The following is a 26,472-nucleotide window of genomic DNA, read 5'->3' as shown; positions in this document are numbered from 1 at the left end:
AAGTACCCTTTTATTATTCCTTAAAAATAGATATAAAATAAAAGTCCGAATTATCGCATTTTAGAAAAAATATAGTTATAATAAAAATAGAGAAATTTAGGGGGTCTGAACATGTTTCAAGTACAAAAAGAATTAGCAGGTCATGAAGCGGTAATTGTTGCTTTATTTGAAGAAGAGAAAATGAGTAGTTTTGTACAAGAACTGGACAAAGCGTTTGAAGGGCAATTACAAGTTTTACTAGAAGAGAAAGAATTATCTACGAAGAAAAAGGCCATTTCAAAAGTACATAGCTTAGGGAAAACAAATGTGAAACGTTATTACTTTGTTGGTTTAGGAAAGAAGGAATCTTACACGACAGAAACGTTACGTGCGGCTCTTGGTAAGGCGTTTAAAACACTGCAAGCAGCAAAAGTACAAGATGCAGCAATCTTACTTGATTCTTTCGTAACAGAGAAATTAGACGCGATTGATGTCGCTCATATTGCAGCAGAGGTACAAGGCCTTGGTACATATGAATTACAAACGTATAAATCAGATAAAAAGGATCGTGTAGAGTTAGAGAAGTTCACGGCTATTACAGCGGAAGATGCACAAGAAATTGAAGCCGCATTAACAGTTGGCTACGTACATGGACGTGCAACAAATTCAGCTCGTACACTTGTAAATATGCCGCCAAACGTATTAACAGCGACAAAGCTTGCTGAGTATGCTGTTGAATTAGCGGAGAAGTATGATATGGACTATAAAGTTCTTGAGAAAGAAGAAATGGAAGACCTTGGTATGGGTGCGTTACTTGCAGTAAACCAAGGTAGTGTAGAGCCACCAAAAATGATCGCTCTTATTTATAAAGGAAAAGAAGAGTGGACAGATGTCATTGGGTTCGTTGGAAAAGGTATTACATACGATACAGGTGGTTATTCTTTAAAACCACGTGAAGGCATGGTTGGTATGAAAGGTGATATGGGCGGTGCAGCTGCTGTATTAGGTGCGATGGAAATTATCGGTGAACTTCGCCCAGAACAAAATGTGATCGCTGTTATTCCTTCAACTGATAACGTTGTAAGTGGTACGGCATTTAAGCCAGACGATGTAATCACATCTATGAGCGGAAAAACAATTGAAGTATTAAATACGGATGCAGAAGGTCGTCTAGCTTTAGCTGACGGTATTACGTATGCGAAAAAACTTGGTGCAAACTACCTTGTTGATGTTGCAACATTAACAGGCGGTGTAATTGTTGCACTTGGAAACTATACGACAGGCGCAATGACAAATAATGAAGAGTTATTTGAGCAAGTGCTAGAGGCTTCTATGGAAACAGATGAGCCAATTTGGCAACTACCGATTTTTGATCGTGATAAAGAACGCGTTCGAAACAGCAAGTTTGCTGATTTAAATAACTCACCAGGCCGTGAAGGACATGCGGTTATGGCAGGTACATTCTTAGGCGAATTCGCTGAAGATACACCGTGGGTACACTTAGATATCGCTGGAACATCAGAAACAAAAGGCGCGCACGACTTAGGTCCAGCTGGAGCAACTGGTGCAATGGTACGTACACTTGCAACACTTGTGGAGCGTTTTGGAGAAGAATAATTTTTTGAAGAAAAGGCTGTCTCAAATTTTTGAGGCAGCCTTTTTTATTGGTATTTAATAGTTGATTTTCAATGTTATACTTATGTGATATAATCTTTCCTGTATTAGAAGTAAATAACAATTGAATAGGGAGGGAAAGAAGAGAGTGACAAAATAGAAGCACTCTTATTATTATGAGGGAAGGAACTTTATCTCAACAAAATATAGTTGTATTGTTTTTTAAACAGTTACGCCCGAAACAGTGGACTAAAAACTTGCTTGTATTTGCAGCGTTAGTCTTTTCGATAAAACAAGTATCTTTAACTATGGTGGCACAAGCTGCAATTTGTTTTGCACTATTTTGTGCAATATCTGGCTGTGTCTATATTTTAAATGATTTTATGGATATTGAGGCAGATCGACAGCACCCTGTTAAGCGATATCGACCGATGGCATCGGGGGCATTAAATCCGTACTTTGCTATTACGGCAGGTTGTGTTATTTTAGTAGCGTCTTTAGTAGTTTCATATATACTAAATCCGTTATTGTGCTTAGTATTAGCAGCCTATTTTATTTTAAATGTAGCGTATTCAATTCGTTTAAAGCATGTTGTAATCATTGATATTTTAATTATTGCATCTGGATTTGTTTTACGAGCATTGGCCGGTGGATTAGTTATTCAAGTGCCATTTACACCGTGGTTTTTATTATGTACATTATTACTGTCACTATTCTTGGCCATTAATAAAAGAAGACATGAATTAGTATTGTTACAGAATAATAAAGGTTCTCATAGAAAAGTATTAGAAAGTTATTCTCCTGCTTTGTTAGACCAATTAAGTACAATTGTTACGTCGGCAACTATTGTAACTTATGCTATCTTTACTTTTAATGCAGGGAAAAGTATCTATTTAATGTGGACAATCCCATTTGTAATTTACGGGATTTTTCGTTATTTATATTTAGTTCACATGGAAGATAAAGGTGGAGAACCAGATAAAGTTTTATTAGAGGATCAGCATATTTTAATAACAGTGTTGTTATATGCGATAACAGTTATTATTATACTATTGAACTTTTAATTACTCTATTCGGGTTTGTTAAAACGTTTAAGAGGAGTGTCTTAAACGTTTTTTATTTGGAATAAAACATTTTTTGAATATAAACAGTTAAGGAGTATAGAGATGCAACAATTTTTGATGATTATTTTATCAGTTGGTATGGGAGTTGTAGGGCAAATTTTATTAAAGTTTGGCGCAATGAAATCACAAAGTTCAGCGGCTGTAGGTATTATGAATTTCATTAACGTACCGAACTTTTTCGGACTAGCTTTTTACGGTTTAAGTGCATTATTATGGATGATTGTGCTGAGAAAGGTTGATTTAAGTTATGCATACCCAATGGTGAGTTTCGGATATGTGTTTGTTATTATTGCATCAGCATTATTATTTGGTGAAACAATCAATTTCATGAAAATTGCTGGAATGGTATGTATAGTAGCTGGCATTTTATTTATTGCAAAATCATAGGAGGTAAAGCAATGGGAACATATTTATATTGTGTACTTCCATTTATAGCTTGGGTAGCTTCGGGAGTATTGAAATTTTTAGTGAATTATCTTCGTTCTGGAAAAGATGCTTTTCGTTTAGTAGGAAATGGTGGATTTCCTAGTACGCATACAACGATTTTATCAAGTATGGTCATGACAATAGGGTTTCATGAAGGTTTTAATACCCCGATGTTTGGAATCGGGATGGCAATTTTAACAATTGTTATCATTGATGCCACAGGACTTCGCCGTACAGTTGGTAAACATGCAAGAATGTTGAATAAACATATAAGTTCGGAAGAAGAGAAATTAAGAGAGCGCCAAGGACATCATTGGCATGAGATTTTTGGTGGACTTGTGTTAGGAACAGTTATTGGGTATGTAGCACATCTAATTATGGTATTTCTACCTTAGAGAGGAGAAGAAGTATTGAGTATTTGGAATGGTTATAAAGGAAAGGGGATATTAGCCCTTGTCCTTTTCATTTTTTATTGGTCATTTTATTTTTTTATCGGTTGGAAAATGGAAAACGACTCTAAGATTTTAACAGCTTCCTGGTATGACATGTATTTTTCTTTTGATCAGGGTTATTACATTTTAAGTTTTTTCTTGGCTAAAATACCAATTGCAGATGAAGTGTTGTTTCGACATCCATTTTTAAATTTTTTAACTGAGGAAATAGCAACAGTGGTATCATCACTAGGTGTAAAAAATGTAGTGCAAGGTATTATATTTTTCCAAGCATTCTTAAGTACGATAAGTGTAGTCATGATTTACATGTTATGTTGTAAAATTTGTAAGAATGTAATTGTTTCTTTCCTATTAGCGGTTATGTACGGATTTTCAGCTACTATGTTAGTTATTACGTGGACACCGGAATCTTTTGTTTATGCCAATTTCACATTGGTACTGATGTGCTTTGTATGTTATCCGTTTATTACAGGAGAAAAAGAAGCGAAAGCAGGATTCAGCGTTGCTAATATGTTATTGGCAATAGGAATAACGGGAGTTACATTAACAAATTCGTTTATGTGGTTTTTAGGTAGTGTAATGAGTTATAAAACATTAAAGAAAAGAATCATTTGGACTGGTATTTCTATCATTGTGGTCGTTCTTCTTTTCGTATTAGTGATTATAGAAAATAACATATCACTTATTGATGTGATCAATACTAATATTAAATTTACAGAGAAACAAGGTTTTTCAGAGGAATATGTAGGGTCTAAGTATATACTAGCATTTCATTTAGTATTAGGATCTTCATTCATCTTTGGATCATTCTCGGAAGTTACTTTAAGACAAGGTGAGCAATTCGCACAATTAAATATGCTTCCATCGCATACTATGATCGGATGGATTGTGATTGTATCTGTATATGCTTTTATAATAGTAGCTGTATGGAAAAACTTTAGAAAAGAACCTTTTGTAAGGTTTTTAAGTTTCTGTTTACTATTTAATATTGTTTTACATGGAATTGTTGGCTTTGGAGCATCTGAAGCATTTATTTATGGTGCACATATGCTGTTTACAATACCGTTATTATTGGCATATGGTTTTAAAGTGATGAGACGTGTAAAAGTAGTTGCTTTATGTTTAATATTAATATTAATAATTATAAATAATTTTGAAAGTATGCTATATTTTTACCATTTTGCAGTCTCCAATTATTCTTTATAATAAAATAGATTTTTAATAAAAGGGTACTTTAGATAGGATGTCTAAAGTACCCTTTTTTACTATTTCTTAAAAATAGATACAAAATAATAGCCGGAAGTGTAGCATTTTAGAAAAAATATAGTTGTTATGAAAGAACTCTAAACATGTTTTGAGTACAAAAAGAGTTAGCAAGACATGAAGTGATAATTATTGTACTTAGATATCGCTGTGTGCACATAATTTATGGGGCAGTTCCAGCAATGGGTAGGTAATTCGTATACTTTTCGAGCATTTTGTAGAAGAATAATTTTTTGAAGAAAAAGCTGTCTCAAATTTTGGAGACAGCCTTTTTTATTGATATAGTAGGTATATTTGTTGGTAATTCGATATAACTTCATTTACTACCGCGCTGTTCAAAAAAGTGTTTATAAAGAAATCGTATACAAAACCCCATTTAAAGCAAAAGAAGTACGGCCCGTTTCTTCAGAGACAACTAATATAAGTGCATCACTCTTTTCTGATAAGCCAATTGCAGCTCTGTGACGTGTTCCTAGCTCAGGATCAACTTCTGTACTTTTCGTTAAAGGAAGAATATTAGCAGCTGAGACAATATGATTATTTTTTACGAGAACGGCACCGTCATGAAGAGGGTTACCTGGATAAAATATTGATTCGAGTAATGGTGCAGTTAAATGAGCGTTTAATGTCGTTCCAGTTTGAATGAGAGCTTCAAGCGTCTCGTTTCGTTCCACAACGATAAGAGCACCATGTTTTCTGGCGCTTAAATGTTGGATAGCTGTCGTAATAAAAGATGAACTTTCCGTATAAGGTGATAAATATGCCTGAATGTAGTATGTAGCTGCCAATGTTTGTACATTTGCTAACATATGATGAATATCTTCCATTTTGCATAAAATACATTCGTCTTCTTTATCGATTGCGTTCCTCATAATCGATAGTTCTTTTTCAGCAATTTCAATCATTTGCTTTGTTTGTATTTTGAGCTCTTCTGACAAGCCCCATTCGTGCATAATCCTCATTCCCTTTAGTGGAGTATTTAACAATAGTGTATACAAATATTCCTAGTAAAATCCTGTTAGATTTTATAAAATATTGAGATACAGCATGTTTTTTTCATATAATAAAGGTATGACGAGCGAGAGGAGAGAGAAGAATGAATTGGAAACAAGAATTTAGTCGCTGGCTTTCTTACGCACAATTAGATGCAGAATTAAAAGAACAGCTAGAAAATATGAAGCAAGATGAGAAGAAAATCGAGGATAGCTTTTATAAAAATCTAGAGTTTGGCACAGGTGGTATGCGTGGTGAACTTGGTGCTGGTACGAACCGTTTAAACGTATATACAGTTCGTAAAGCAACAAAAGGATTAGCAAGCTTTATTGAAAAATTAGGTGAGGAAGCGAAAAAACGCGGTGTTGTTGTAGCCTATGATTCTCGTCATAAATCACCTGAGTTCGCAATGGAAGTTGCTGCTACACTTGGGGCACGCGGTATCACAACATATGTGTTTGAAAGCTTACGTCCAACGCCAGTACTTTCTTTCGCAGTTCGTCATTTACATACAGTAAGTGGAATCGTTCTTACGGCAAGCCATAATCCACCTGAATATAACGGATACAAAGTATACGGTGAAGATGGTGGACAGTTACCTCCAAAAGAAGCAGATGAGTTAATTAGCTACGTAAATGCAGTAGAAGATGAATTAACAGTTGAAGTCGCTGATGTAGAGCGATTAAAAGCTGACGGTTTATTACATATTATTGGACAAGAAGTAGATGATGCATATGCTGCAGAATTGAACAATGTCATCATTAATAAAGAAATGGTGCAAAAGGTCGGCAAAGACTTAAAAATCGTCTTTACACCATTACACGGAACATCAAATATTTCTGTACGCCGTGGTTTAAAAGAAGTTGGATTTACAGATGTGACAGTTGTAAAAGAGCAAGAGTTACCAGATCCAAACTTCTCTACAGTAAAATCACCGAACCCAGAAGAGCACGCAGCGTTTGAGTATGCCATTCGTGACGGTGAAAAGGTAGGCGCAGATGTATTAATCGCAACTGATCCTGACGCAGACCGCCTTGGTGTAGCAGTGCGTAATCATAATGGTGAGTTCCAAGTATTAACAGGAAACCAAACAGGTGCATTAATGCTTGATTACTTACTATCTCAAAAGAAAGAAAACGGAACGCTTCCGGAGAACGGTGTCGTATTAAAAACAATCGTAACGTCTGAGATTGGCCGTACAATTGCGAAAGCATACGGTTTAGATACAGTTGATACGTTAACTGGATTTAAATTTATCGGTGAGAAAATTAGGCAGTATGAAGAAAGCGGACAATATGAATTCCAATTCGGTTATGAGGAAAGCTATGGTTATTTAATCCGCCCATTCTGCCGTGATAAAGATGCAGTACAATCTGTCCTATTTGCATGTGAAGTAGCTGCATACTACAAATCACAAGGGAAAACGTTATATGACGGTCTATTAGAAGTATTTGAGAAGTACGGTTTCTTCCGTGAAGACCTTGTATCGTTAACGTTAAAAGGAAAAGATGGAGCTGAAAAAATCCAAGAGATGATGGCAACGTTCCGTGAGAATCCGCCGAAAGAAGTAGCAGGCTTAACAGTCGTAGCAGTGGAAGACTATAAAGCAAGCATCGTTACATCTTTACAAGATGGACATAAAGAAGAGATTCACTTACCGAAATCAAATGTGTTAAAATATCAATTAGAGGATGGTTCATGGTTCTGCCTACGTCCATCTGGAACTGAGCCGAAGATTAAGTTTTACTTTGGTGTAAAAGATAGTTCTTTACAAAATAGTGAACAAAAGTTACTTACTATTAAAGAAGACATTATGAATCGTTTATAATACAAAGTAATTTTAAGTAGTAAGGAACAAAAGGGAGCGAAATCTCCCTTTTGTTTTATGTAGGAAATAATTGCTATTGATTCCGACAGGAGAGAGGGTATTTTGTGATGAAAAAAGTAAGAAAAGCGATAATCCCAGCAGCTGGATTAGGAACACGTTTTTTACCAGCAACGAAAGCAATGCCGAAAGAAATGTTACCGATAGTAGATAAACCAACGATCCAATACATTGTAGAAGAAGCAGTGAAATCGGGTATCGAAGATATTATTATCGTTACTGGTAAAACAAAGCGTTCTATTGAAGATCATTTTGATAATGCATTTGAACTAGAACAAAACTTATTAGAGAAGAAAAAATATGAGTTGCTTGAAAAAGTACAAGCTTCTTCAAAAATGGTAGATATTCATTATATCCGTCAAAAAGAGCCGAAGGGACTAGGACATGCTGTTTGGTGTGCGCGTAAATTCATTGGTGATGAGCCGTTTGCAGTGTTACTAGGTGATGATATTGTCCAAGCTGAGAAACCGTGTTTACGTCAATTAATGGATGAGTATGAAAAAACACTTTCTTCTGTTATTGGTGTACAAACTGTTCCAGAGTCGGAAACACATCGCTATGGAATTATCGATCCATTAGAACAAGAAGGTCGTCGTTACCAAGTTCGCAATTTCGTTGAGAAACCAGCACAAGGTACAGCTCCTTCAAACTTAGCAATTATGGGCCGTTACATTTTAACGCCTGAAATCTTTATGTTCTTAGAACAGCAACATGTCGGTGCTGGTGGTGAAATTCAATTAACAGATGCAATCCAAAGCTTAAATGAAATCCAACGTGTATTTGCTTACGATTTCGAAGGAAAGCGCTACGACGTAGGTGAAAAGCTAGGATTCGTTCAAACGACAATTGAAATGGCCCTGCAACACCCAGAATTGCGTGATGACATGGTTGCAATGATGAAGAAAATTTTAGAAGAACAAGCGAATCAAGAGTCTTAATATAAAAAAAGAGTTATTGCAGCAATCTGCAATAACTCTTTTTTATTATGAAATCGTCGAATGAGAATGCTGATAAGCAGAACGACGCACAGCATAGTATATGCGAGGTGCGATAATAGCACCGATAATTGTAAATGCAATATCTTTTACTGCAAACCACATCATAATCATCCAAGCAGCTTTATAGCTCATATTACCGCCCATAAAGAGATTGACTGCTCCGTACATGTAAGTAGTACCGATTATATAAGTTAAAATAATTCCAGTGAAAGAGGCAATTGCAAATGTAATGAAAGTTGGTCTTTCTTTTTGTTCTACTAGTTTTCCTGATACGTAAGCAACGATAATAAAGGCGATAATAAAACCACCAGTAGGATCTAAAAGTGCTCCAAATCCAGCTTTGAAGTTAGCGAAGATTGGTGCGCCGGCTAAGCCAACGAGCATATATACAGTCATGGATAAGGCACCAAGTCTACTTCCAAGAAGAAGACCTGCTAAAATTGCGAAAAATGGTTGCATAGATAATGGGATGCCTGCTACTTGTAAGAAAGGTGCCCAAGATACAATATTTGCACCGATGGCCATAAGAGCAACGAACATGGCAGCTAATGCTAAATCTAAAACATGAAATCTTCTCATAATGTTAACCTCCTGTTGTTTTTAGGTTAACATTATCGTAGCGAAAATATTTACTTGTTGTCAATCAAAATATTTTGATAAGAAGGCTTTAAATAGTCTCTTAGCAACGTATATGGAATACGAAATTGCGGAATTCCACTTGAATAGGGAGCAATCTCATATAAAGGGAAATAAATGACGAGATTGTCTGGCTCTAAAAAGAAGTGAAATTTTTTCATACTCATTACTTTTTCAGTTGCATCAGGAAAATAAATGCTTTCATTTTGTTTAATTTGTCGTACAATCTCTGCACGGATTACATCTTTATATTTATCCTTTTGTTGAAATAAATCGTCTAAGTGCAGCACCTTTTTTTCGTTTAAATCAAATGTATTTGCCTTCCACGTATAAAGACCGTGTGCTCCGCCAGTATATTGATAGTAATTCACATATAGGCTAAGAAAAGGTGGTTTGTTTAAAGAGACTTTATAATCAACATTTGCTACGTACGGATGAAAGGGTGTATTAGATCCTTCTGTCTCTTTATAATATTTTTTTGCTTCTTTTTCTAATTTGTTTTTAAATTTGTCAGTGGATTTTTTGTAGTATAAATTGAGTTTATTTTGAAATTTAGAATCAGAAAAGTTGTGAAAAGAAGGCCTATTTATTTGATATTCTATATAAGGTTTCTTACCTTTTTGCGTTACAGTCTTAACATCGATTGTCAGGTTAGATGCTTTGGCTGTTATTGCACAATTTGGTACAATAGTCAGCAAGGAGAACATAAGCAGTAATATACAAAATTTCTGTTTCATTTAGGTGAAGCCTCCTTATATAAGTGTTATAAGTAGTTTGAAAATAAATAGGTAAAATTATACATTTAATTAAAGTAAGAGAAGGGGGAAGCGATATGGCAAAAACTTTAATGGATTCACTTGGAATTGAGTTGTTAGAGATGACAGAAGATAAGGTAGTTGCTACGATGCCTGTTGATGAGCGTACGCATCAACCGTTTGGATTTTTACATGGAGGTGCATCGGTTGCATTAGCGGAAACAGTGGCAAGTGTTGGTTCATATAATTTAATTGATCAAGAAAAATGTATTTGTTTCGGATTAGAAATTAATGCAAACCACATTCGCTCAAAGAAAGATGGAATTGTAACAGCGATCGGAACACCGATACATAGAGGACAATCGACAATGGTTTGGGATGTTCGTATTATTGATGAAAATGATGATTTACTATGTATATCAAGATGTACAGTAGCAATTAAAGAAAAACGTGAAAAGTAAAAAAGAGGCGCTCTTACGAGCAGCCTCTTTTTCTTATAATTAGAACTGGATTTTCTTCTCTAAGAAACCTTTTAGTTCGCTAATTGGCATACGAACTTGTTCCATTGTGTCACGGTCACGTACTGTAACAGCTTTGTCTTCAACTGAGTCGAAGTCGTATGTGATACAGAATGGTGTACCGATTTCGTCTTGACGACGGTAACGTTTACCGATAGAACCAGTTTCATCAAAGTCTACCATGAAGTCTTTAGCTAATTCTGCGAATACTTCAGTAGCACCTTCAGATAGCTTCTTAGATAATGGTAAGATAGCTGCTTTGTACGGTGCTAAAGCAGGGTGGAAACGAAGAACTGTACGAGAATCGTTTTCTAATTGCTCTTCTTCATATGCATCACATAAGAATGCTAATGTTACGCGGTCTGCGCCTAAAGATGGCTCGATGCAGTATGGCACGTAACGCTCATTCGTTTGTGGATCAATATAGTTAAAGTCTTCGTTTGAATGTTCCATGTGACGTTTTAAGTCGAAGTCTGTACGAGATGCAACGCCCCAAAGTTCGCCCCAACCGAATGGGAATTTGAATTCAATGTCAGTTGTTGCATTACTGTAGTGAGATAACTCTTCTTCACCGTGGTCACGAAGACGCATGCTCTCTTCAGACATACCAAGTGAAAGTAACCAGTTTTTACAAGTTTCACGCCAGAATGCAAACCACTCTAAATCTTCACCAGGCTTACAGAAGAATTCAAGTTCCATTTGTTCGAATTCACGTGTACGGAATGTGAAGTTACCAGGCGTGATTTCGTTACGGAAACTCTTACCGATTTGGCCGATACCAAATGGAAGCTTTTTACGCATAGAGCGTTGAACGTTTTTGAAGTTTACGAAAATACCTTGTGCTGTTTCAGGACGAAGGAAGATTTCGTTTGTGCTAGACTCTGTAACACCTTGGAATGTTTTGAACATTAAGTTGAACTGACGGATTTCAGTGAATTCTTCACTACCGCAATCAGGACATTTTACTTCATGTTCTTTCATTAAGTCAGCCATTTGGTCGAAAGTAAGACCGTCAACAACCATTTCGATGCCTTTTGCATCTAAAGCATCCTCAATTAATTTGTCAGCACGGTGACGAGCTTTACATTTTTTACAGTCAATCATTGGATCGTTGAAGTTACCAACGTGACCAGAAGCTATCCAAGTTTTAGGGTTCATTAAAATAGCTGCGTCTAAACCAACGTTGTGTGGAGATTCTTGAATGAATTTTTTCCACCAAGCTTTTTTAACGTTATTTTTTAGTTCGATTCCAAGTGGACCGTAATCCCAAGTGTTTGCAAGACCACCGTAAATTTCAGAACCAGGGAAAACAAAACCGCGATGTTTCGCTAAGTTTACAACTTGTTCCATTGAATACATAAGAAAATCCTCCTTTTGAAAGTTAACGTATTGGCGATGACATACTCTGATACTTTGGAAACGAGCAGTATATGCTAAAAAGAACATAAAAAAACGCTCATCCCAAGGCTTATTTGCCTAGGGACGAGCGTTTGCCCGCGGTTCCACCCTAGTTGATACACAAAAGGTGCATCCACTTTATCATGTATTGCTCGGGACTGCCGTTTCCTTGCGGCTTCAGGCTTTCACTATCCCTGAATCGCTTTTTATGCAAGTACTTATAAGTCCGTCATCGCTACTTATATTAATAATAATGAACATATTCTAACACGTTCTTTTTTAAATCTCAATAGAGGAACGCGTCTATCTATGATAGAGTCTCGCCTATTTTTTCATTATTTATTCCGTAATTTTGCTTAATATGCTTAATTGCTTCACGCTTACTTAATGGAGCGAGCTCATTGTTTTGAACGTATTCCCAAACTACATCCGGGTTTGTTTTTGCATATTCACGAAGGACCCAGCCAATCGCTTTTTGAATGAAAAATTCTTTTGAAGAATGTAGTTGTCCAATAATCCAGAAAAGAAGTTCTTCATCCATCTTTTGTTTATATTTTAGTTGGAATAAAATAGCGGCACGTTGTAACCATATGTTATCTGATGCAATCCATTTTGGAATATAGGCAGAAATTAATTCTGGATGTTTTAAAAAGATATCGCCTAAAAATGTAGGGACGATGCTATCGACAGAGTCCCACCAAGATTTTGTGACAATCAGTTCTTCTAAGAAGGGGATATGAGTTTCGTTTATATGCTTTTTATATTTTTGCATAATATCAAGTGCGGCCGCTTGGAATTCACGTTCTGGTAAGTCCCAAAGCTCACGTATGATAATTTGGAAGTCTTTTTGATCTGGGAGAGTATGTATTTGAATGATGTCTTTTAATAATTGGCGTCTTTCCGGTGTTTGAATACCTAGAAATGGGAAGTGATTTTTCATATAACGAGCCATAGGTTCTGCTTTTTCAGGATTTTGATGAGCTGTGAAATGCTCTTGTAATGCTTTTACAAATGGATGCATAAGTGTTGCTCCTCTCTTATTCTCTTTCTTCTCTTATTATACAAAGAGTTTGGATAAATTTTAAAACATAACTTGCAATGTAATGAAATATGTTGAAAGTAGAGAGGAGAGGATAAGATGGAGGATCAAGGCGTATTAGCAGGTTTCTTTGCTCTTAGTTTTGCGTTTATTCTTGTTATATTGATTTGGGCAATTATTTCATATTTGTTAACGGCTTTTGCACTTTATTCGATGGCGAAAAATGATGGTGCAACGGACGGGGTGCTTGCGTTTATTCCGTTTTTGAATAGTAAGACATGGGGTGACTTAGCGAAAGATAAATTACCAGATTTTTTGAAAGAAGAAGCAGGGTGGAAAGTATTCGGTATATACGTTGCATGTTTTATTTTTAATTTCGTACCAATTATAAGTTTACTAGCAACAGCTGTATCGATTGTATTGTCCATTTATCTTATCTACGCTATTTTAGACAGATACGGAACGAACTCTATATTATTTACGATTATTCATGTAATCACATTTTCAGTGTTCTTACCGATTCATTTATTTATCATTCGAAATGAACCGGTGAGATATAAAGAGTAGATTTTTCTTTTTTGTTGATAAGTCGATATATTTTAGATATAAGTAAAAAAGCGCCCTGATTATCAGAGCGCTTTTTTTACTACATAAGGTAGCGTAAATAAATATAAATGTGAGAAATGATTAATGAAACGATCATAATTGGGAAACCGACTTTTAGGAAGTCCATGTAACTAAATTTATGTCCTTCGCGGCTCGCGATACCTGCAACGATTACGTTAGCAGAAGCTCCGATTAATGTTCCGTTTCCGCCCAGACAAGCACCTAGTGCTAATGCCCACCATAATACATCGATTTGTGCGTCAGATGGTGATAAGCCTAGCCCAACTGCCATATCGTTAATAAGTGGAATCATTGTTGCAACGAATGGGATGTTATCAATTGTTGCAGAGGCGATACCAGATACCCATAAAATAAGGATGGATGCGTAAGAAATATCTCCGCCTGTTATACCAATTACTTTTTGAGCTAACATTTTGATAAGACCGATATCGATAAGTCCTCCAACAAGTACGAATAGCCCTGCGAAGAAGAAGATTGTTACCCATTCTACACTTGCGAATACCTCTTCAATTTCATGTTCTTTCACACCAATTAACATAAGTACAGTAGCACCAGTTAAGGCGATAATAGCGGCATCAATATGGAAAATAGAATGAGTCATGAAACCTACAATTGTAAGTCCAAGTACCGTTAAAGATTTTTTCATTAATACTGGATCTTTAATGTATTGTTTTTCATCTAAGCTCATTAATTTTTTAACTTGTACAGGATCGGCAATTAATTGTTTACGGTACATAAAGTAAAGTATTGTTGCTGTAACTGCAATAATAATAATTACGATTGGTGCTAGATTCAATAGGAAAGCATTGAAGTCTAAATGCTTATTTGCAGAACCAATCATAATGTTAGGTGGATCACCAATTAATGTTGCTGTTCCTCCAATATTTGAAAAAATAATTTCAGAAAGTAAATAAGGAACAGGATTTACTTGCAGTATGCGCGTAATAGATAAAGTAACTGGAACAACAAGAAGTACAGTTGTAACGTTATCTAAAAATGCGGAGCCAAGCGCGGTAAGTAGGGAAAGGGAAATTAAAATTTTAATTGGATTTCCTTGTGCCCCTTTTGCTGCTTTAATGGCAACGTATTGGAAAACACCTGATTTACTCGTAATGTTCACCAAAATCATCATACCGATGAGTAGCGTAATCGTTCCCCATTCAATATGTTTCGTAAAGGCGTTATGTAAATCGACGACCCCCACAATTACCATGAATGCTGCACCGAGAAGTGCGATGACAGCGCGATTAATTTTTTCAGAAATAATAATGGCATATGTAATTAAAAAGACTGCGATAGCAAAATAATACTGCCAGTTAGCGAGTTCTTGCGTTGTTTCGTGCAAAAATCTCATCTCCTTTCATTCATTTTTCTTAGTGTGTCAAATATTAACTAGATGAAACACACATAACGTCATTATAAAGTAGAAAAACTGCGGATGTAAATGAAAGGAGAGATTTTGTCATATTTTCTGCATAGGTCATTTTTTCTTATTTTTTAAAATATTTGTGGGCATTTGACATATATATAAGATACATCCAATCTGAATATTTAAAATGGAATTAGCATTCGAGCTTGTTCGTGTAGGAGTGTCAAATAGAAAGGAATGACAAAAATGATAAGGAAGGGATCGTATGGATGAACAACGATTTTTATTTTTAGACTTTGAGTTTACGATGCCCCAGCATAGAAAGAAACCGAAAGGATTTTTTCCAGAGATTATTGAGGTAGGACTCGTTTCAGTTGCTGGCTGTAAGGTAGAAGATACGTATTCATCACATGTCAGGCCGAAAACATTTCCTTCTTTAACGGATCGATGTAAGAAGTTTTTAGGAATAAAACAAGAAGTCGTGGATAAAGGGATTTCATTTCCTGAACTCGTTAAGAAGCTTGCAGAATACGAAACGAAATGTAAACCGACAATTGTAACGTGGGGAAATATGGATATGAAAGTGCTGAAACATAATTGTGAAATGGCAGGGATAGCTTTTCCATTCTTCGGACAGTGTCGTGATTTATCGCTTGAGTATAAGAAGTTTTTTGGAGAAAGAAATCAAACAGGATTATGGAAAGCAATTGAGGCGTATGGAAAAGTAGGGACAGGGAAGCATCATTGTGCGCTTGATGATGCGATGACGACGTACAATATTTTTAAACTAGTAGAAAAAGATAAAGAGTATTTAGTAAAGCCAGCACCTCCAACATTAGGAGAACTTGTTGATTTTTCAAAAGTGTTAAAGAAAGTGAGCACACAGTAACGACCAAATTGCACATTATGTAATTTGGTCGTTTTGTTTTTTAGAGTTTGTAGTCTTTCTTTAACTGTTGTAATGTTTCTAGACTACGCTCTGCAAAAGGTGAATCATCTTCAGAAAATGAATTCATTTGAGTTTCTAATGCTAATTTTAGTGACTCGGTATAATCCGGAATTTCTCCTTCATATTTTTTCACCATTTGCTCTGGAATGTTCGTCTGTTCACGGAAAGCTAAAGCGCGTCTTTCATGGAAAAATGGTACGTCAGCTTGTTTTACGTTATGTAAGTCACCTTGCACCGGATGTTTTAAAACAGCTAATACTTTTACGACGTAACTGCCAGGGCGGCTATTTGTAACTTCGCCGATGTATTTTCCTGTTTTATAAATACCAGTAACGATTTCGCCAATTTCAAATGTTTCTCTCATATTTTTCACCTCAAGTTTATAGTAAGGAAAGTAGGAGAAGGAGTCAAAGAAATCATTTGCTTTCAGAACGCCCCTTGAGAATATGGATAGGTTCCACTATAATTTAAAATTATATAACAGAAAATTCTGATGTTTTATAAATCCTATAATAAGGAGTGTTCTATATGATGCCTTTATATTTTCCGGAAGATAAAACAGAATATATTATTCCAGGGATTGTTTGCGTTCTATTTATTATCGGTGCTATTGCCACGTGGCGCATGTTTATTCGTGTATCAAAAAGAGAAGCAGAGCGATTGCAGAAAGTTGAAGAAAAACTATTAGCTGAAAAGAAACAGTAATGCATTTTTGTATGTTTCCCTCTATGCTCGGACAATCTAAGGGCAGAATATATTTTGGAGGGAATAAAATGAAGAAACGGCTTTTTTTCAGTTGTTGTTTATTATTTCTGATGGCAGGTTGTGACCAAGGAAAGCCGAAAGAAATTGAAGTGAAATTACATAATGCTTCAGGAGATGAAGTAGGGACTGCGAAAGTAGTGCAGCAAACAAGTGGCGTGAAAATTACGATTAAAGGAGAAGGTTTCACGCCAGGACCACACGGACTACATGTACATGAAATCGGAGAGTGTAAGGCACCTCGTTTTGAATCATCCGGGAATCATTTTAATCCTGATGATAAAAAACATGGTCTTCTTAATCCGAAGGGTGCAGAAAACGGTGATTTACCGAACGTAGTTGCAGATGGTTCTGGAAAGATTAAAGCGGAAATCGATGCACCTCACATCACACTTGAAGAAGGAAAAACGACGATTCATAGAAAAGATGGAGCGTCTATTATTATTACAGAAAACCCTGATGATGGTATGACTCAACCGACAGGTAAATCAGGGGATCGAATTGCTTGTGGCGTAATTGTAAAAAAAGCATCGGATATGAAGAAAAAGTAAAAGCTACCGTGAATGGTAGCTTTCTTTGTGAAATGTAATTGAAAATATATCAGCGATTATTGGAATATATCGACTGTAACTCAAATTATATCGGCGATTATTGGAATATATCGACCGTAACTTGAAATATATCGACTTACCGACAAAATATTACAAAGGAGTCTGTCCAAGAATGATTAGGGGGACAGACTCCTTTCTTATTATGAAAACGTATGACGCAGTCTGTTTAAAATTTCTTCTAAAACAGATCGTGGACAGCCGATATTAATTCGAATATGTTCTTCGCCACCTAACCCGTATTTCTCACCAGGTTCAACAATGATTTTTCCTTTTTCCTCAAGTAATGCAGTACGCTCGTTTTGAGAAAGCTTTAGACGAGAACAATCAATCCATAATAAAAAGCTACCTTCTGGCTTCGTTACGGAAAGAGCAGGTATGTGAGTTTTAATATATTCACAAGCAAATTGAGCATTATCTTCTATATATAATCGAATTTCGTTTAGCCAATCATTACATTCTGTATAGGCACTTTGCATCGCTGTATAAGCGAAGATATTTAATCCGTGGAAGCCTTGTCTATATTGGATAGATGTAAAGGCTTGACGGAGTTTTTCATTTGGAATGATAATAATCGATGCTTGTAATCCAGCGATATTAAATGTTTTACTTGGAGCCATACAAGTAATCGTGCGAGCTGCTAATTCTTCAGATAAAGAAGCGAACGGTGTATGTGTATGATCTGCGTAAATAATATCGGAATGAATTTCATCCGCCACAACGATTACGTTATATTTAGTACATAACGATCCGAGCTGCAAAAGTTCCTCTTTCGTCCAAACGCGCCCGATTGGGTTATGAGGGCTACAAAGAAGCATGAGTTTGATGCCTTGCTGAAACTGCTTTTCTAAATGCTTGAAGTCTATCACATATGTATCATTTTGTTTCTGTAATGGACTCACGTATAACTGTCTGTTGTTTGTTGTGACCATTTCGAAAAATGGAGGATAAATAGGTGGTTGTACGAGAACGGATTCGTTTTCTTTTGTGAAAGCCTGTATGCTCGTACTAAGAGCTGGAACGATTCCGGCGCTAAAGACAATCCATTCTTTTTGAATATCCCAGTCGTATTGTTGTTTTGTCCAGTTACAAATAATATTCCCAATATTTTCGGGAGGAAGTGTATAGCCAAAAATCGGATGTTCGATTCGTTGTTTTAAGGCAGTTTGAATTGGTTTTGGTACTTCAAAATCCATATCAGCAATCCAAGCATGGATAAGTTCTTCGTTTTTATATGTATCCCATTTTATACTATGCGTTCCACGTCGATTGATTGCTTTATGAAATAGTTGCATAAGTTTGCTCCCTTCTTCTGTAAAACCAATAAGTTATGAAAGTTCTCTCTCTTCTTATAGAATAGCTGATGTGATAGGATAAAGAAAAGTATTAAAAAGTGAAAAGGCGGGAAGCGAATGGGTACATATGAAAAGATGATAGAGGTTGTGAAGAATTGGGATCCGTTTCAAATGGGACCGGAGTTTTATGAAACAGAAGCGAGCGATGTTGTGAACGTCATAAGTGTGTTTGACGATCCAAAATACATCGCAAAGAAGATTCAACATATATACTTTATGTCTTTTGAGGAAGTACCTGCGCTTGAAAAATGTGAGAAATTAGCTATGGAATTACTTGTAATAAAAGAAGGTGGAAGCTGTTCATTATAGGCTGTCGGAATTTCCGACAGCCTTTTTTATATTATCCCGCTATTTTCCGGGCAGTAAGACCCCGACCTCAAAATTCAGCGGAAGCAAAGAAGTTAGGTGGGGACTGATTAAAGTTTCATTTTATTGCGCGGAAAAAGCGATAATTTCTTCATAAACATGTTCAGGCTTTTCTTCAGGTAGTAAATGTCCTGTATTTTCATAAGAAATAAATTTTGAATTCGGTAAATCTTTGTGTAGACGATGACCTACATGTACAGGGACGACGCGGTCTTTTTCACCCCAAATGAGTAGGATAGGTGTTTCGATTTTTTGTAATTCAGTTGAAGATAAGTCACCTTCACGGTCTCGTATCATGCGAGTTAAAGCGGGAAATATACGGTTGTCATAAAAAGGAGCGGAGTAACCTTTTTTCATTTCATCGTCAATTAATGAGTGATCATGAACGACATTCATTAAGTTATGAACAATGCCGCGCCGTATAATCCAGTTCTTTACGTATAAATGAAAGAACGGTAAATAAGAAGAGTATAGTAAAGGTAAGGTTGCGCGCGCTAAATAGCTCGAGCTACATAGTAAAATCGTCTTTGAAATGAGTTCAGGACGTATACGGTTTACATAGAGAGAAATTTGCCCACCCATAGAATGCCCAACTAATACAATGTTTGAGAGAGATAAATGTTCAATTAAATCAATAATAATCGTTGCTAAATTGTGATAAGAATACTTAAACAGATGAGACTTATCACTTTTTCCGAACGGTGGTAAATCAAGAGCAATGACTGTTCCTTCCTTCGCTAGTAAAGGAATGAGACGGCGGTAACTGAATGAGGAAGATAAAAAGCCGTGAACGAGTACGAAAGTAGGGCGTTCTGTTTTATTATCATGTTCATACAATTCGTAATGAACAGTAGTGCCGCGAGTGGAAAAAGTGAAATAAGGACAAGTATATTTATGATTCATTTTTTGTCACTCCATTGATTTTTGTTCATATCATCTCCAAGGAAGAAGAAAATATGTTAACAAAAAAAGGCAAGATGACGATGTCATCTTGCCTTTCGTTTATTCAGTATTACCCGCGCACAATATTAGGCGGTGTTTTTCCTTGTAATCCTGCAACTAAATTTTCAGCGGCGGTCATGGCCATTTGCTGACGAGTTTTTAATGTTGCAGATCCGATGTGCGGTAAAGTCACAACATTTTGTAATGATAAGAGTGGATTATCTTTTTGGATTGGCTCTTGTGTAAAAGTATCGATGCCTGCTGCAAAGATTTTCTTTTCTGTTAAAGCATGGATTAACGCTTCTTCATCTACTGTTTTCCCCCGAGAAGCATTAATGAAGATTGCTGTTTCTTTCATTAATGAAAATTCCTTTTCTCCGATAAGGTGATATGTTTCATCTGTTAATGGAGTAAGAAGAACAATAAAGTCAGACTGCTTCAGTAGCGTCTGTAAATCACAATATGTAGCATCGAATTTTTGTTCAGCTTCTTCTTTACGACGGCGGTTATAGTAAAGAACATTCATATCAAATCCGAATTTTGCTCGTTTTGCAACGGCTTCTCCAATTCGGCCCATACCGATAATACCAATTGTGCTATGGTGTACATCTAGTCCGAAGTGTTCTTTTCCGATTTCAGCGTTCCATTCACCATTTTTTACGTAAGAATCGAGTTCGCAAACGCGGCGCCCAGCTGATAGCATAAGGGCGAAAACGAGATCAGCTACTGTATCATCTAATACGTATGGTGTATTCGTTCCGATAACCTTTCGATTTTTCATCGCTTGTAAATCAAAATTATCGTAACCAACAGAAATGTTGCTCACTACTTTTAAGTTAGGAGCCACTGTCAGTAATTCTTCATTAATAGCAGATCCGAAATTTAATAACCCATCTTTATCTTGTATTTTCTCTAATAGAACATCACGAGGTACTTTCTCATTTTGATCCCATTTTTCATAATCACAGTGTTCTGATAAATAGTTTTCTACAAATGTCGGAACTGGTTCAGCAATATAAATTTTTGGTTTCACGGTTCCATCCCCTTTCGCTTTATCACGCATTTTTCCGCTGATTAAAGTTTCACTTTATTTTGACATAATTCAATAGAAAAATCTTCTTTTCAAACTGGAAAGGGTATTTGTATAATTTAGACACAAACGAAAAGGAAGGATGATTTATATGGTGACAGAAAAAGAATTAGAATTATTAGCTTGTCTTGAAAAGAGTAGTCGATTATCTGTAGATACATTAGCGAAGCTGTTAAATATAGAAGTAGAAGAAGTAAAGAAGATGGTTGCGAGATTAGAAAATGAAAAGATTATTGTGGATTATGTAACACATATCGATTGGACGAAAGTGAAAGAACATACAGGTTTAACGGCAATGATCGATGTGAAAGTTACGCCAAAGCACGGCGTTGGGTTTGAGGCGGTTGCTGAGCAAATTTATCGTTATTCAGAAGTGAAATCCGTTTATTTAATGTCAGGGACATATGATCTTTCTATTACATTAGAAGGTAAAACGATGGGGGAAGTAGCGATGTTTGTTTCTGAGAAATTAGCAACAATTGAATCTGTCGTTTCTACAACTACTCATTTCATTTTGAAGAAGTATAAACATGAGGGCGTTATTTATGAAAAAGACGATGATGATAAGCGAATTGTGGTGACACCATGAAGCAATTTGAACTATCTAGATCAGCAGAATCTTTAAAACCATCTGGTATTCGAAAATTTTTTGATTTAGCAGCAAATATGAAAGGTGTTATTTCCCTCGGGGTAGGAGAGCCGGATTTTGTTACCCCTTGGAATGTAAGGCAAGCATGTATTCGTTCTTTGGAACAAGGGTATACGTCATATACAGCAAATGCAGGATTATTGGAGCTCCGTCAAGAAATAGCAAAGTATCTAAAAAAACAATTTGCAGTATCTTATGATCCAAGTGATGAAATCATTGTTACAGTTGGAGCGAGCCAGGCGTTAGATGTAGCGATGCGTGCCATTATAAATCCTGATGATGAAGTGCTCATTGTTGAACCAAGCTTCGTTTCTTATGCACCACTTGTGACATTAGCTGGAGGAGTTCCGGTTCCTGTGGAGACTAAGCTAGAAAACGAGTTTAAAGTACAAACAGAACAAATTGAAGCAGCTATTACAGCGAAAACAAAGGCAATCTTACTTTGTTCACCAAATAACCCAACAGGTGCAATGTTGAATAAGTCCGAGCTTGAAGAAATAGCAGTGATTGTTGAGAAGTACAATTTAATCGTATTATCTGATGAAATTTATGCAGAGCTTGTATACGACGAAGTATATACAAGTTTCGCGAGTATTAAAAATATGCGCGAGCATACGATTTTAATTTCAGGATTTTCAAAAGGATTTGCGATGACAGGATGGCGTCTTGGTATGATTGCAGCTCCTGTTCATTTTTCAGAATTAATGCTCAAAATTCACCAATATTCCATGATGTGTGCACCGACGATGTCTCAGTTCGCAGCACTTGAAGCGTTACGTGCGGGGAATGATGAAGTAATTCGGATGAGAGATAGTTATAAGAAGCGTCGTAATTTTATGACGACATCTTTCAATGAAATGGGCTTAACGTGTCATGTGCCGGGCGGAGCATTTTATATTTTCCCTTCTATATCTTCAACAGGATTATCTTCAGCGGAATTTGCAGAACAGTTATTACTGGAAGAAAAAGTAGCTGTTGTCCCTGGTAGCGTATTTGGCGAAAGTGGTGAAGGGTTTATTCGTTGTTCTTATGCGACGTCGCTTGAACAACTTATGGAAGCAATGAAGAGAATGGAACGGTTTGTTGAAAATAAAAAAAGGACAAAACGTAATACGTTTTGTCCATAAAAGGGGGGGAATACTAGAAAGCCATGTGTTAGTAGTCTATCCCAATATTGGAGAATTATACTTCTTTAAGGGAAATTTTTCATGAATTTTGAATGAGTTCTGTCATAGTGGTATAATTTACTAATATAAGGTATGCGCATTCTAGATATTGTTATCTAGAATGCGTACTAACCAATCGGATATTTAAAATAAATATATCTGCTTTGCTCTCTATAATTGTAGAGAGAATGGTAAACGTATGGGAGTGTTTCATATGTCAGAACAATATACAACAGGAGTGGTTGTAACAGGGAAAGTGACTGGAATTCAAGATTACGGTGCGTTTGTAGCGTTAGATGCAGAAACACAAGGACTTGTGCATATATCTGAAATTACAAATGGATATGTAAAGGATATTCATGACTTTTTAAAGGTCGGCGATACAGTAGAAGTAAAGGTACTTTCAATTGATGAAGAGCACAGAAAAATGAGTTTATCGTTAAAAGCGGCGAAAAGAAAACAAGGAAGGATTCTTATACCAAACCCATCTGAAAACGGATTTAATACGCTGCGAGAAAAGTTGGCAGAATGGATTGAAGAGTCCGAGTTAACAAAGTAAAAGAGGAACGCATATGAGCGTTCCTCTTTTACTTTATCTTATGATATATATTTGCAAATATGATTGCATGCAATCATATTCGTATGTCGGAGGTGAAAGGACATACTGATTATCGAATTTCGTTTGTTTCTGGGTGCGTACCAAGATTTTCAGATGGTTTAAACAGTAAACCAAGGTTGATAAGCCCAGATATACCAACGATGCCGTAAATAATACGTGCAAGAGCTGAATTTTGTCCGCCGAAAATGGCTGCTACTAAGTCAAACTGGAAAAATCCGATTAGTCCCCAGTTCACAGCGCCAATTACAGTAAAGACTAATGCGATACGTTGCAAAGTACTCATGAAAAAGCCCCCCTTAATTGTGAAGCATGAGCAAGCGATGAGTTAATTAACTCTTTTATAGAATGGGGTAGTTATGTTGTTTTTATACATAAAAAATGTTCGAAAGAGGATGTATATACATCTATACCGAAAAATGCGAATTTTTATGCAAAAAATGAACTTTTTCTAAAAAATATATATTGGTTACGTTTACAATTGCCTAATCGCTTGATTTACAACTTCAGTTTCGCTAAAGTGAATACAGAAATACATATCCATAATTGGAGGGAAAAAGATGAGTACACATGTAACGTTCGACTATTCTAAAGCGTTATCCTTCATCGGTGAACATGAAATCACTTATTTACGTGATGCAGTGAAAGTAACACATCACGCAATCCACGAAAAAACTGGAGCTGGGAACGATTTCCTTGGGTGGGTAGACCTTCCGCTTCAATATGACAAAGAAGAATTCGCTCGCATTCAAAAATGCGCAGAAAAAATTAAAAATGACTCTGACATTTTACTTGTTGTAGGTATTGGTGGTTCTTACCTAGGAGCACGCGCAGCAATCGAAATGTTAAACCATTCTTTCTACAACACGCTTTCTAAAGAACAACGTAAAACTCCACAAGTGCTATTTGTTGGACAAAACATTAGCTCCACTTACATGAAAGATTTAATGGACGTATTAGAAGGTAAAGACTTCTCTATTAACGTTATTTCCAAATCAGGTACAACAACAGAGCCAGCACTAGCATTCCGTATCTTCCGTAAGTTATTAGAAGAAAAGTATGGAAAAGAAGAAGCGCGCAAACGTATTTATGCAACTACAGATAAAGCGCGTGGTGCATTAAAAACATTAGCTGATAACGAAGGTTATGAAACATTTGTTATTCCAGATGATGTTGGAGGTCGTTTCTCTGTATTAACGCCAGTTGGTTTATTACCAATCGCAGTAAGTGGCTTAAATATTGAAGAGATGATGAAAGGTGCAGCTGCTGGTCATGATGACTTCGGAACATCAGAACTAGAAGAAAATCCAGCTTACCAATACGCAGTAGTTCGTAACGCTTTATACAATAAAGGAAAAACAATTGAAATGCTTGTTAACTATGAGCCAGCACTTCAATACTTCGCTGAGTGGTGGAAACAGTTATTTGGTGAAAGTGAAGGAAAAGATCAAAAAGGTATTTTCCCATCTTCAGCAAACTTCTCAACTGATTTACACTCATTAGGTCAATACGTTCAAGAAGGGCGTCGTGACTTATTTGAAACAGTTCTTAAAGTAGGAAAATCTACACATGAACTAACAATCGAATCAGAAGAAAACGATTTAGACGGATTAAACTACCTTGCTGGTGAAACTGTAGACTTCGTAAACACAAAAGCATACGAAGGTACATTACTTGCACATAGCGACGGGGGAGTACCAAACTTAATCGTAAATATTCCTGAATTAAATGAGTACACATTCGGTTACCTTGTATACTTCTTCGAAAAAGCATGTGCGATGAGCGGCTACTTATTAGGCGTGAATCCATTTGACCAACCTGGAGTAGAAGCATACAAGAAAAACATGTTTGCTTTACTTGGTAAACCAGGATTTGAAGAATTAAAAGCAGAATTAGAAGAGCGTTTAAAATAATAAAAAGCGACCGGATTCCGGTCGCTTTTTATTATTTTATCGAAAAGTCCATCAGTATATTCAAACTAAAGTGGGTATGCTAAAGGAAAAGTCTAGGAGGGATGGGCTTGATTCCGATTCAATCAAATTTAGAAGGACGTACATATGCGTTATATAAGTTAGAAGAGATTATGAAACCACTTGGATATAGCATTGGTGGTAATTGGGATTATGATAAAGGATGCTTCGATTACAAAATTGATGAAGAAGATGGGTATCAATTTTTACGAGTTCCATTTACAGCCATTGATGGAGAACTAGATGTACCAGGCGTAATAGTTCGTCTTGGAACGCCGTATATTCTTTCGCACGTATATCAAGACGAACTAGATGATAATGTGAATACTTTAACAGCTGGAACGAGTGGAATGGATCAATTTGCTGAGCCGAAAGATCCAGATGGAGATGTGAAAAGAAAATATATCAATATTGGGAAAGTGCTCATGCAAGAATTAGAGCGTCATTTTACTAATGGTGAATAACAATGAGTATGTCGCTTTCAATGAGAACAAAGGAATGAACTGGATTAATCATATATTGTTCGTCGCGCTTTATACCTAGTAAGAGAATGTTTTGCTTTAAAAGAGTATAGCTACAATTGGCAAAAGTTTGTCCGGTGCAGGACGATGGAAGCTCCATCAGTTGTAATTTATTATCAGAGATTTCGTCGTAAAGTGAAAATAGTACACCTGAAATGGAAGGGAATAAAAGAGAAGCGGTAAATACATAGCTCGTTAATTTATTTCCTTCTATAATTTCTGACACGCCAGCTCTCGTTGCATTTTGTATTTGTTCAGAAGTAAGAAGTTCAGCGATGCAGTGAATGTTTGGGTTGAGCCCTTTTGCAGTTAAAATATTTAAAATGGACTGTGTATCCGCTAAGCTTTCGTTTTTTTCTTTATCAGCTGTTATTAATATGGTGTGTGCCGTTGCAATATTGG

At 36.2% G+C, this 26,472-nt stretch carries 30 protein-coding genes (1 of these 30 only partly in view); 18 read left to right on the top strand and 12 right to left on the bottom strand.

The genetic code is table 11. The features are described from left to right. Window positions 1-111 precede the first annotated feature (111 nt). The 5 genes from pepA to M1D73_RS25185 all read left to right on the top strand — a co-directional run bounded on the left by pepA (window position 112) and on the right by M1D73_RS25185 (window position 4,801). Complete coding sequence (gene pepA, locus M1D73_RS25205) at window positions 112-1,596, top strand: cytosol aminopeptidase (protein WP_000487944.1); 1,485 nt, start codon at window positions 112-114, stop codon at window positions 1,594-1,596. Window positions 1,597-1,769: 173 nt separating this feature from the next. Next, window positions 1,770-2,657 (top strand): decaprenyl-phosphate phosphoribosyltransferase, encoded by an 888-nt coding sequence (locus M1D73_RS25200; protein ID WP_086404596.1) that lies wholly within the window; start codon window positions 1,770-1,772, stop codon window positions 2,655-2,657. Between the two features lie 102 nt (window positions 2,658-2,759). Further along, on the top strand, window positions 2,760-3,104 hold the full coding sequence (locus M1D73_RS25195; RefSeq protein WP_001183889.1) for an EamA family transporter: 345 nt from the start codon (window positions 2,760-2,762) through the stop codon (window positions 3,102-3,104). A gap of 11 nt (window positions 3,105-3,115) precedes the next feature. After that, window positions 3,116-3,538, top strand: a complete 423-nt coding sequence (locus tag M1D73_RS25190; protein ID WP_000537666.1) for a divergent PAP2 family protein — start codon at window positions 3,116-3,118, stop codon at window positions 3,536-3,538. A gap of 15 nt (window positions 3,539-3,553) precedes the next feature. Next, window positions 3,554-4,801, top strand: a complete 1,248-nt coding sequence (locus tag M1D73_RS25185) for a DUF6080 domain-containing protein (protein ID WP_208755759.1) — start codon at window positions 3,554-3,556, stop codon at window positions 4,799-4,801. Between the two features lie 404 nt (window positions 4,802-5,205). On the opposite strand, the gene cdaS is transcribed toward M1D73_RS25185, so the two are convergent. Continuing rightward, window positions 5,206-5,811 carry a sporulation-specific diadenylate cyclase CdaS gene (gene cdaS, locus M1D73_RS25180; RefSeq protein ID WP_000545253.1) on the bottom strand — a complete coding sequence of 202 codons (606 nt, stop codon included), beginning with the start codon at window positions 5,809-5,811 and terminating at the stop codon, window positions 5,206-5,208. 143 nt (window positions 5,812-5,954) lie between these two features. Between cdaS and M1D73_RS25175 the strand changes: the two genes are divergently transcribed. After that, on the top strand, window positions 5,955-7,679 hold the full coding sequence (locus tag M1D73_RS25175; protein WP_001104225.1) for a phospho-sugar mutase: 1,725 nt from the start codon (window positions 5,955-5,957) through the stop codon (window positions 7,677-7,679). Window positions 7,680-7,786: 107 nt separating this feature from the next. Next, the gene (gene galU / locus M1D73_RS25170; RefSeq protein ID WP_002097988.1) at window positions 7,787-8,674 is read left to right on the top strand and encodes a UTP--glucose-1-phosphate uridylyltransferase GalU; all 888 of its coding nucleotides are present in this window, start codon (window positions 7,787-7,789) and stop codon (window positions 8,672-8,674) included. Window positions 8,675-8,719: 45 nt separating this feature from the next. On the opposite strand, the gene M1D73_RS25165 is transcribed toward galU, so the two are convergent. After that, window positions 8,720-9,313 carry a biotin transporter BioY gene (locus M1D73_RS25165; RefSeq protein ID WP_001252150.1) on the bottom strand — a complete coding sequence of 198 codons (594 nt, stop codon included), beginning with the start codon at window positions 9,311-9,313 and terminating at the stop codon, window positions 8,720-8,722. Window positions 9,314-9,363: 50 nt separating this feature from the next. After that, a complete protein-coding gene (locus M1D73_RS25160) occupies window positions 9,364-10,107 on the bottom strand; it encodes a DUF3298 and DUF4163 domain-containing protein (protein WP_121868761.1) in 744 nt (247 codons plus the stop codon). A 95-nt stretch (window positions 10,108-10,202) separates the two neighbouring features. Between M1D73_RS25160 and M1D73_RS25155 the strand changes: the two genes are divergently transcribed. Beyond that, window positions 10,203-10,586: a hotdog fold thioesterase gene (locus tag M1D73_RS25155; protein ID WP_001140612.1), complete on the top strand. Its 384-nt coding sequence runs from the start codon at window positions 10,203-10,205 to the stop codon at window positions 10,584-10,586. A 39-nt stretch (window positions 10,587-10,625) separates the two neighbouring features. On the opposite strand, the gene M1D73_RS25150 is transcribed toward M1D73_RS25155, so the two are convergent. Both M1D73_RS25150 and M1D73_RS25145 read right to left on the bottom strand, forming a co-directional pair. Then, window positions 10,626-12,002, bottom strand: a complete 1,377-nt coding sequence (locus M1D73_RS25150; RefSeq protein ID WP_000287147.1) for a glycine--tRNA ligase — start codon at window positions 12,000-12,002, stop codon at window positions 10,626-10,628. Between the two features lie 346 nt (window positions 12,003-12,348). Next, window positions 12,349-13,062, bottom strand: coding sequence for a DNA alkylation repair protein (locus M1D73_RS25145; RefSeq protein WP_000553309.1), 714 nt, complete (start codon window positions 13,060-13,062; stop codon window positions 12,349-12,351). Between the two features lie 117 nt (window positions 13,063-13,179). Between M1D73_RS25145 and M1D73_RS25140 the strand changes: the two genes are divergently transcribed. Then, window positions 13,180-13,647, top strand: a complete 468-nt coding sequence (locus tag M1D73_RS25140) for a hypothetical protein (protein WP_000390061.1) — start codon at window positions 13,180-13,182, stop codon at window positions 13,645-13,647. 79 nt (window positions 13,648-13,726) lie between these two features. Here the strand turns inward: M1D73_RS25140 and M1D73_RS25135 are convergent, their stop codons facing one another. Beyond that, on the bottom strand, window positions 13,727-15,052 hold the full coding sequence (locus tag M1D73_RS25135; protein WP_000545209.1) for an ArsB/NhaD family transporter: 1,326 nt from the start codon (window positions 15,050-15,052) through the stop codon (window positions 13,727-13,729). Window positions 15,053-15,341: 289 nt separating this feature from the next. On the opposite strand from M1D73_RS25135, the gene kapD reads away from it, so the two are divergent. Further along, window positions 15,342-15,965, top strand: coding sequence for a 3'-5' exonuclease KapD (gene kapD / locus M1D73_RS25130; protein WP_000344356.1), 624 nt, complete (start codon window positions 15,342-15,344; stop codon window positions 15,963-15,965). Window positions 15,966-16,005: 40 nt separating this feature from the next. Here kapD and kapB read toward each other — a convergent pair whose 3' ends face one another. Then, window positions 16,006-16,389 carry a kinase-associated lipoprotein KapB gene (gene kapB / locus M1D73_RS25125; RefSeq protein ID WP_001209344.1) on the bottom strand — a complete coding sequence of 128 codons (384 nt, stop codon included), beginning with the start codon at window positions 16,387-16,389 and terminating at the stop codon, window positions 16,006-16,008. A 164-nt stretch (window positions 16,390-16,553) separates the two neighbouring features. On the opposite strand from kapB, the gene M1D73_RS25120 reads away from it, so the two are divergent. Both M1D73_RS25120 and sodC read left to right on the top strand, forming a co-directional pair. Further along, complete coding sequence (locus M1D73_RS25120) at window positions 16,554-16,730, top strand: hypothetical protein (protein ID WP_000982757.1); 177 nt, start codon at window positions 16,554-16,556, stop codon at window positions 16,728-16,730. Window positions 16,731-16,798: 68 nt separating this feature from the next. After that, the gene (gene sodC / locus M1D73_RS25115; protein WP_000746520.1) at window positions 16,799-17,338 is read left to right on the top strand and encodes a superoxide dismutase [Cu-Zn]; all 540 of its coding nucleotides are present in this window, start codon (window positions 16,799-16,801) and stop codon (window positions 17,336-17,338) included. A gap of 200 nt (window positions 17,339-17,538) precedes the next feature. Here the strand turns inward: sodC and M1D73_RS25110 are convergent, their stop codons facing one another. Beyond that, on the bottom strand, window positions 17,539-18,690 hold the full coding sequence (locus M1D73_RS25110; protein ID WP_063220137.1) for a MalY/PatB family protein: 1,152 nt from the start codon (window positions 18,688-18,690) through the stop codon (window positions 17,539-17,541). 117 nt (window positions 18,691-18,807) lie between these two features. On the opposite strand from M1D73_RS25110, the gene M1D73_RS25105 reads away from it, so the two are divergent. Then, a complete protein-coding gene (locus M1D73_RS25105; RefSeq protein ID WP_000537638.1) occupies window positions 18,808-19,059 on the top strand; it encodes a YugE family protein in 252 nt (83 codons plus the stop codon). Window positions 19,060-19,179: 120 nt separating this feature from the next. On the opposite strand, the gene M1D73_RS25100 is transcribed toward M1D73_RS25105, so the two are convergent. Beyond that, window positions 19,180-20,019 carry an alpha/beta fold hydrolase gene (locus M1D73_RS25100; protein WP_001015860.1) on the bottom strand — a complete coding sequence of 280 codons (840 nt, stop codon included), beginning with the start codon at window positions 20,017-20,019 and terminating at the stop codon, window positions 19,180-19,182. A 109-nt stretch (window positions 20,020-20,128) separates the two neighbouring features. Further along, complete coding sequence (locus tag M1D73_RS25095) at window positions 20,129-21,121, bottom strand: 2-hydroxyacid dehydrogenase (RefSeq protein ID WP_002041993.1); 993 nt, start codon at window positions 21,119-21,121, stop codon at window positions 20,129-20,131. Window positions 21,122-21,239: 118 nt separating this feature from the next. Here M1D73_RS25095 and M1D73_RS25090 point away from each other — a divergent pair, with 118 nt between their 5' ends. From M1D73_RS25090 to yugI, 3 genes are all read left to right on the top strand, one after another. Beyond that, a complete protein-coding gene (locus M1D73_RS25090; protein WP_481157977.1) occupies window positions 21,240-21,737 on the top strand; it encodes an Lrp/AsnC family transcriptional regulator in 498 nt (165 codons plus the stop codon). Further along, window positions 21,734-22,924, top strand: a complete 1,191-nt coding sequence (locus M1D73_RS25085; RefSeq protein ID WP_121868760.1) for an aminotransferase — start codon at window positions 21,734-21,736, stop codon at window positions 22,922-22,924. Before M1D73_RS25090 ends, M1D73_RS25085 begins: the two co-directional genes overlap by 4 nt. 253 nt (window positions 22,925-23,177) lie before the next feature. Beyond that, a complete protein-coding gene (gene yugI / locus M1D73_RS25080) occupies window positions 23,178-23,522 on the top strand; it encodes a S1 domain-containing post-transcriptional regulator GSP13 (RefSeq protein ID WP_000003764.1) in 345 nt (114 codons plus the stop codon). 109 nt (window positions 23,523-23,631) lie between these two features. Here the strand turns inward: yugI and M1D73_RS25075 are convergent, their stop codons facing one another. Continuing rightward, entirely contained in the window at window positions 23,632-23,865 is a 234-nt protein-coding gene (locus tag M1D73_RS25075; protein ID WP_000105788.1) for a DUF378 domain-containing protein, read from the bottom strand. Between the two features lie 274 nt (window positions 23,866-24,139). On the opposite strand from M1D73_RS25075, the gene M1D73_RS25070 reads away from it, so the two are divergent. Both M1D73_RS25070 and M1D73_RS25065 read left to right on the top strand, forming a co-directional pair. Beyond that, the gene (locus tag M1D73_RS25070; protein WP_000103654.1) at window positions 24,140-25,492 is read left to right on the top strand and encodes a glucose-6-phosphate isomerase; all 1,353 of its coding nucleotides are present in this window, start codon (window positions 24,140-24,142) and stop codon (window positions 25,490-25,492) included. A 107-nt stretch (window positions 25,493-25,599) separates the two neighbouring features. Next, window positions 25,600-26,013, top strand: coding sequence for a YugN-like family protein (locus tag M1D73_RS25065; protein WP_000612334.1), 414 nt, complete (start codon window positions 25,600-25,602; stop codon window positions 26,011-26,013). On the opposite strand, the gene M1D73_RS25060 is transcribed toward M1D73_RS25065, so the two are convergent. Next, window positions 26,000-26,472, bottom strand: the 3' portion of a protein-coding gene (locus tag M1D73_RS25060) for a potassium channel family protein (RefSeq protein WP_000842320.1). Its footprint extends 523 nt past the window's final position; the window shows 473 of its 996 coding nt (coding positions 524-996); its start codon lies off the right edge, out of view; the stop codon is at window positions 26,000-26,002. The genes M1D73_RS25065 and M1D73_RS25060 overlap by 14 nt on opposite strands.

This window comes from Bacillus sp. PK3-067, from assembly GCF_056738645.1.
The sequence above is the reverse complement of the archived record's forward strand: the minus strand, read 5'-3'. Positions and strand labels throughout refer to the sequence as shown.

Coding starts and splice junctions, on each gene's coding strand:
- yugI (WP_000003764.1), top strand. CDS start 23,178: ATGTCAGAACAATATACAACAGGAGTGGTTGTAACAGGGAAAGTGACT.
- M1D73_RS25085 (WP_121868760.1), top strand. CDS start 21,734: ATGAAGCAATTTGAACTATCTAGATCAGCAGAATCTTTAAAACCATCT.
- sodC (WP_000746520.1), top strand. CDS start 16,799: ATGAAGAAACGGCTTTTTTTCAGTTGTTGTTTATTATTTCTGATGGCA.
- kapB (WP_001209344.1), bottom strand. CDS start 16,389: ATGAGAGAAACATTTGAAATTGGCGAAATCGTTACTGGTATTTATAAA.
- M1D73_RS25120 (WP_000982757.1), top strand. CDS start 16,554: ATGATGCCTTTATATTTTCCGGAAGATAAAACAGAATATATTATTCCA.
- M1D73_RS25150 (WP_000287147.1), bottom strand. CDS start 12,002: ATGTATTCAATGGAACAAGTTGTAAACTTAGCGAAACATCGCGGTTTT.
- M1D73_RS25075 (WP_000105788.1), bottom strand. CDS start 23,865: ATGAGTACTTTGCAACGTATCGCATTAGTCTTTACTGTAATTGGCGCT.
- M1D73_RS25105 (WP_000537638.1), top strand. CDS start 18,808: ATGGGTACATATGAAAAGATGATAGAGGTTGTGAAGAATTGGGATCCG.
- pepA (WP_000487944.1), top strand. CDS start 112: ATGTTTCAAGTACAAAAAGAATTAGCAGGTCATGAAGCGGTAATTGTT.
- M1D73_RS25160 (WP_121868761.1), bottom strand. CDS start 10,107: ATGAAACAGAAATTTTGTATATTACTGCTTATGTTCTCCTTGCTGACT.
- M1D73_RS25190 (WP_000537666.1), top strand. CDS start 3,116: ATGGGAACATATTTATATTGTGTACTTCCATTTATAGCTTGGGTAGCT.
- M1D73_RS25175 (WP_001104225.1), top strand. CDS start 5,955: ATGAATTGGAAACAAGAATTTAGTCGCTGGCTTTCTTACGCACAATTA.
- M1D73_RS25090 (WP_481157977.1), top strand. CDS start 21,240: ATGGTGACAGAAAAAGAATTAGAATTATTAGCTTGTCTTGAAAAGAGT.
- M1D73_RS25100 (WP_001015860.1), bottom strand. CDS start 20,019: ATGAATCATAAATATACTTGTCCTTATTTCACTTTTTCCACTCGCGGC.
- kapD (WP_000344356.1), top strand. CDS start 15,342: ATGGATGAACAACGATTTTTATTTTTAGACTTTGAGTTTACGATGCCC.
- galU (WP_002097988.1), top strand. CDS start 7,787: ATGAAAAAAGTAAGAAAAGCGATAATCCCAGCAGCTGGATTAGGAACA.
- M1D73_RS25140 (WP_000390061.1), top strand. CDS start 13,180: ATGGAGGATCAAGGCGTATTAGCAGGTTTCTTTGCTCTTAGTTTTGCG.
- M1D73_RS25155 (WP_001140612.1), top strand. CDS start 10,203: ATGGCAAAAACTTTAATGGATTCACTTGGAATTGAGTTGTTAGAGATG.
- M1D73_RS25145 (WP_000553309.1), bottom strand. CDS start 13,062: ATGCATCCATTTGTAAAAGCATTACAAGAGCATTTCACAGCTCATCAA.
- M1D73_RS25095 (WP_002041993.1), bottom strand. CDS start 21,121: ATGCGTGATAAAGCGAAAGGGGATGGAACCGTGAAACCAAAAATTTAT.
- M1D73_RS25070 (WP_000103654.1), top strand. CDS start 24,140: ATGAGTACACATGTAACGTTCGACTATTCTAAAGCGTTATCCTTCATC.
- cdaS (WP_000545253.1), bottom strand. CDS start 5,811: ATGCACGAATGGGGCTTGTCAGAAGAGCTCAAAATACAAACAAAGCAA.
- M1D73_RS25200 (WP_086404596.1), top strand. CDS start 1,770: ATGAGGGAAGGAACTTTATCTCAACAAAATATAGTTGTATTGTTTTTT.
- M1D73_RS25195 (WP_001183889.1), top strand. CDS start 2,760: ATGCAACAATTTTTGATGATTATTTTATCAGTTGGTATGGGAGTTGTA.
- M1D73_RS25110 (WP_063220137.1), bottom strand. CDS start 18,690: ATGCAACTATTTCATAAAGCAATCAATCGACGTGGAACGCATAGTATA.
- M1D73_RS25165 (WP_001252150.1), bottom strand. CDS start 9,313: ATGAGAAGATTTCATGTTTTAGATTTAGCATTAGCTGCCATGTTCGTT.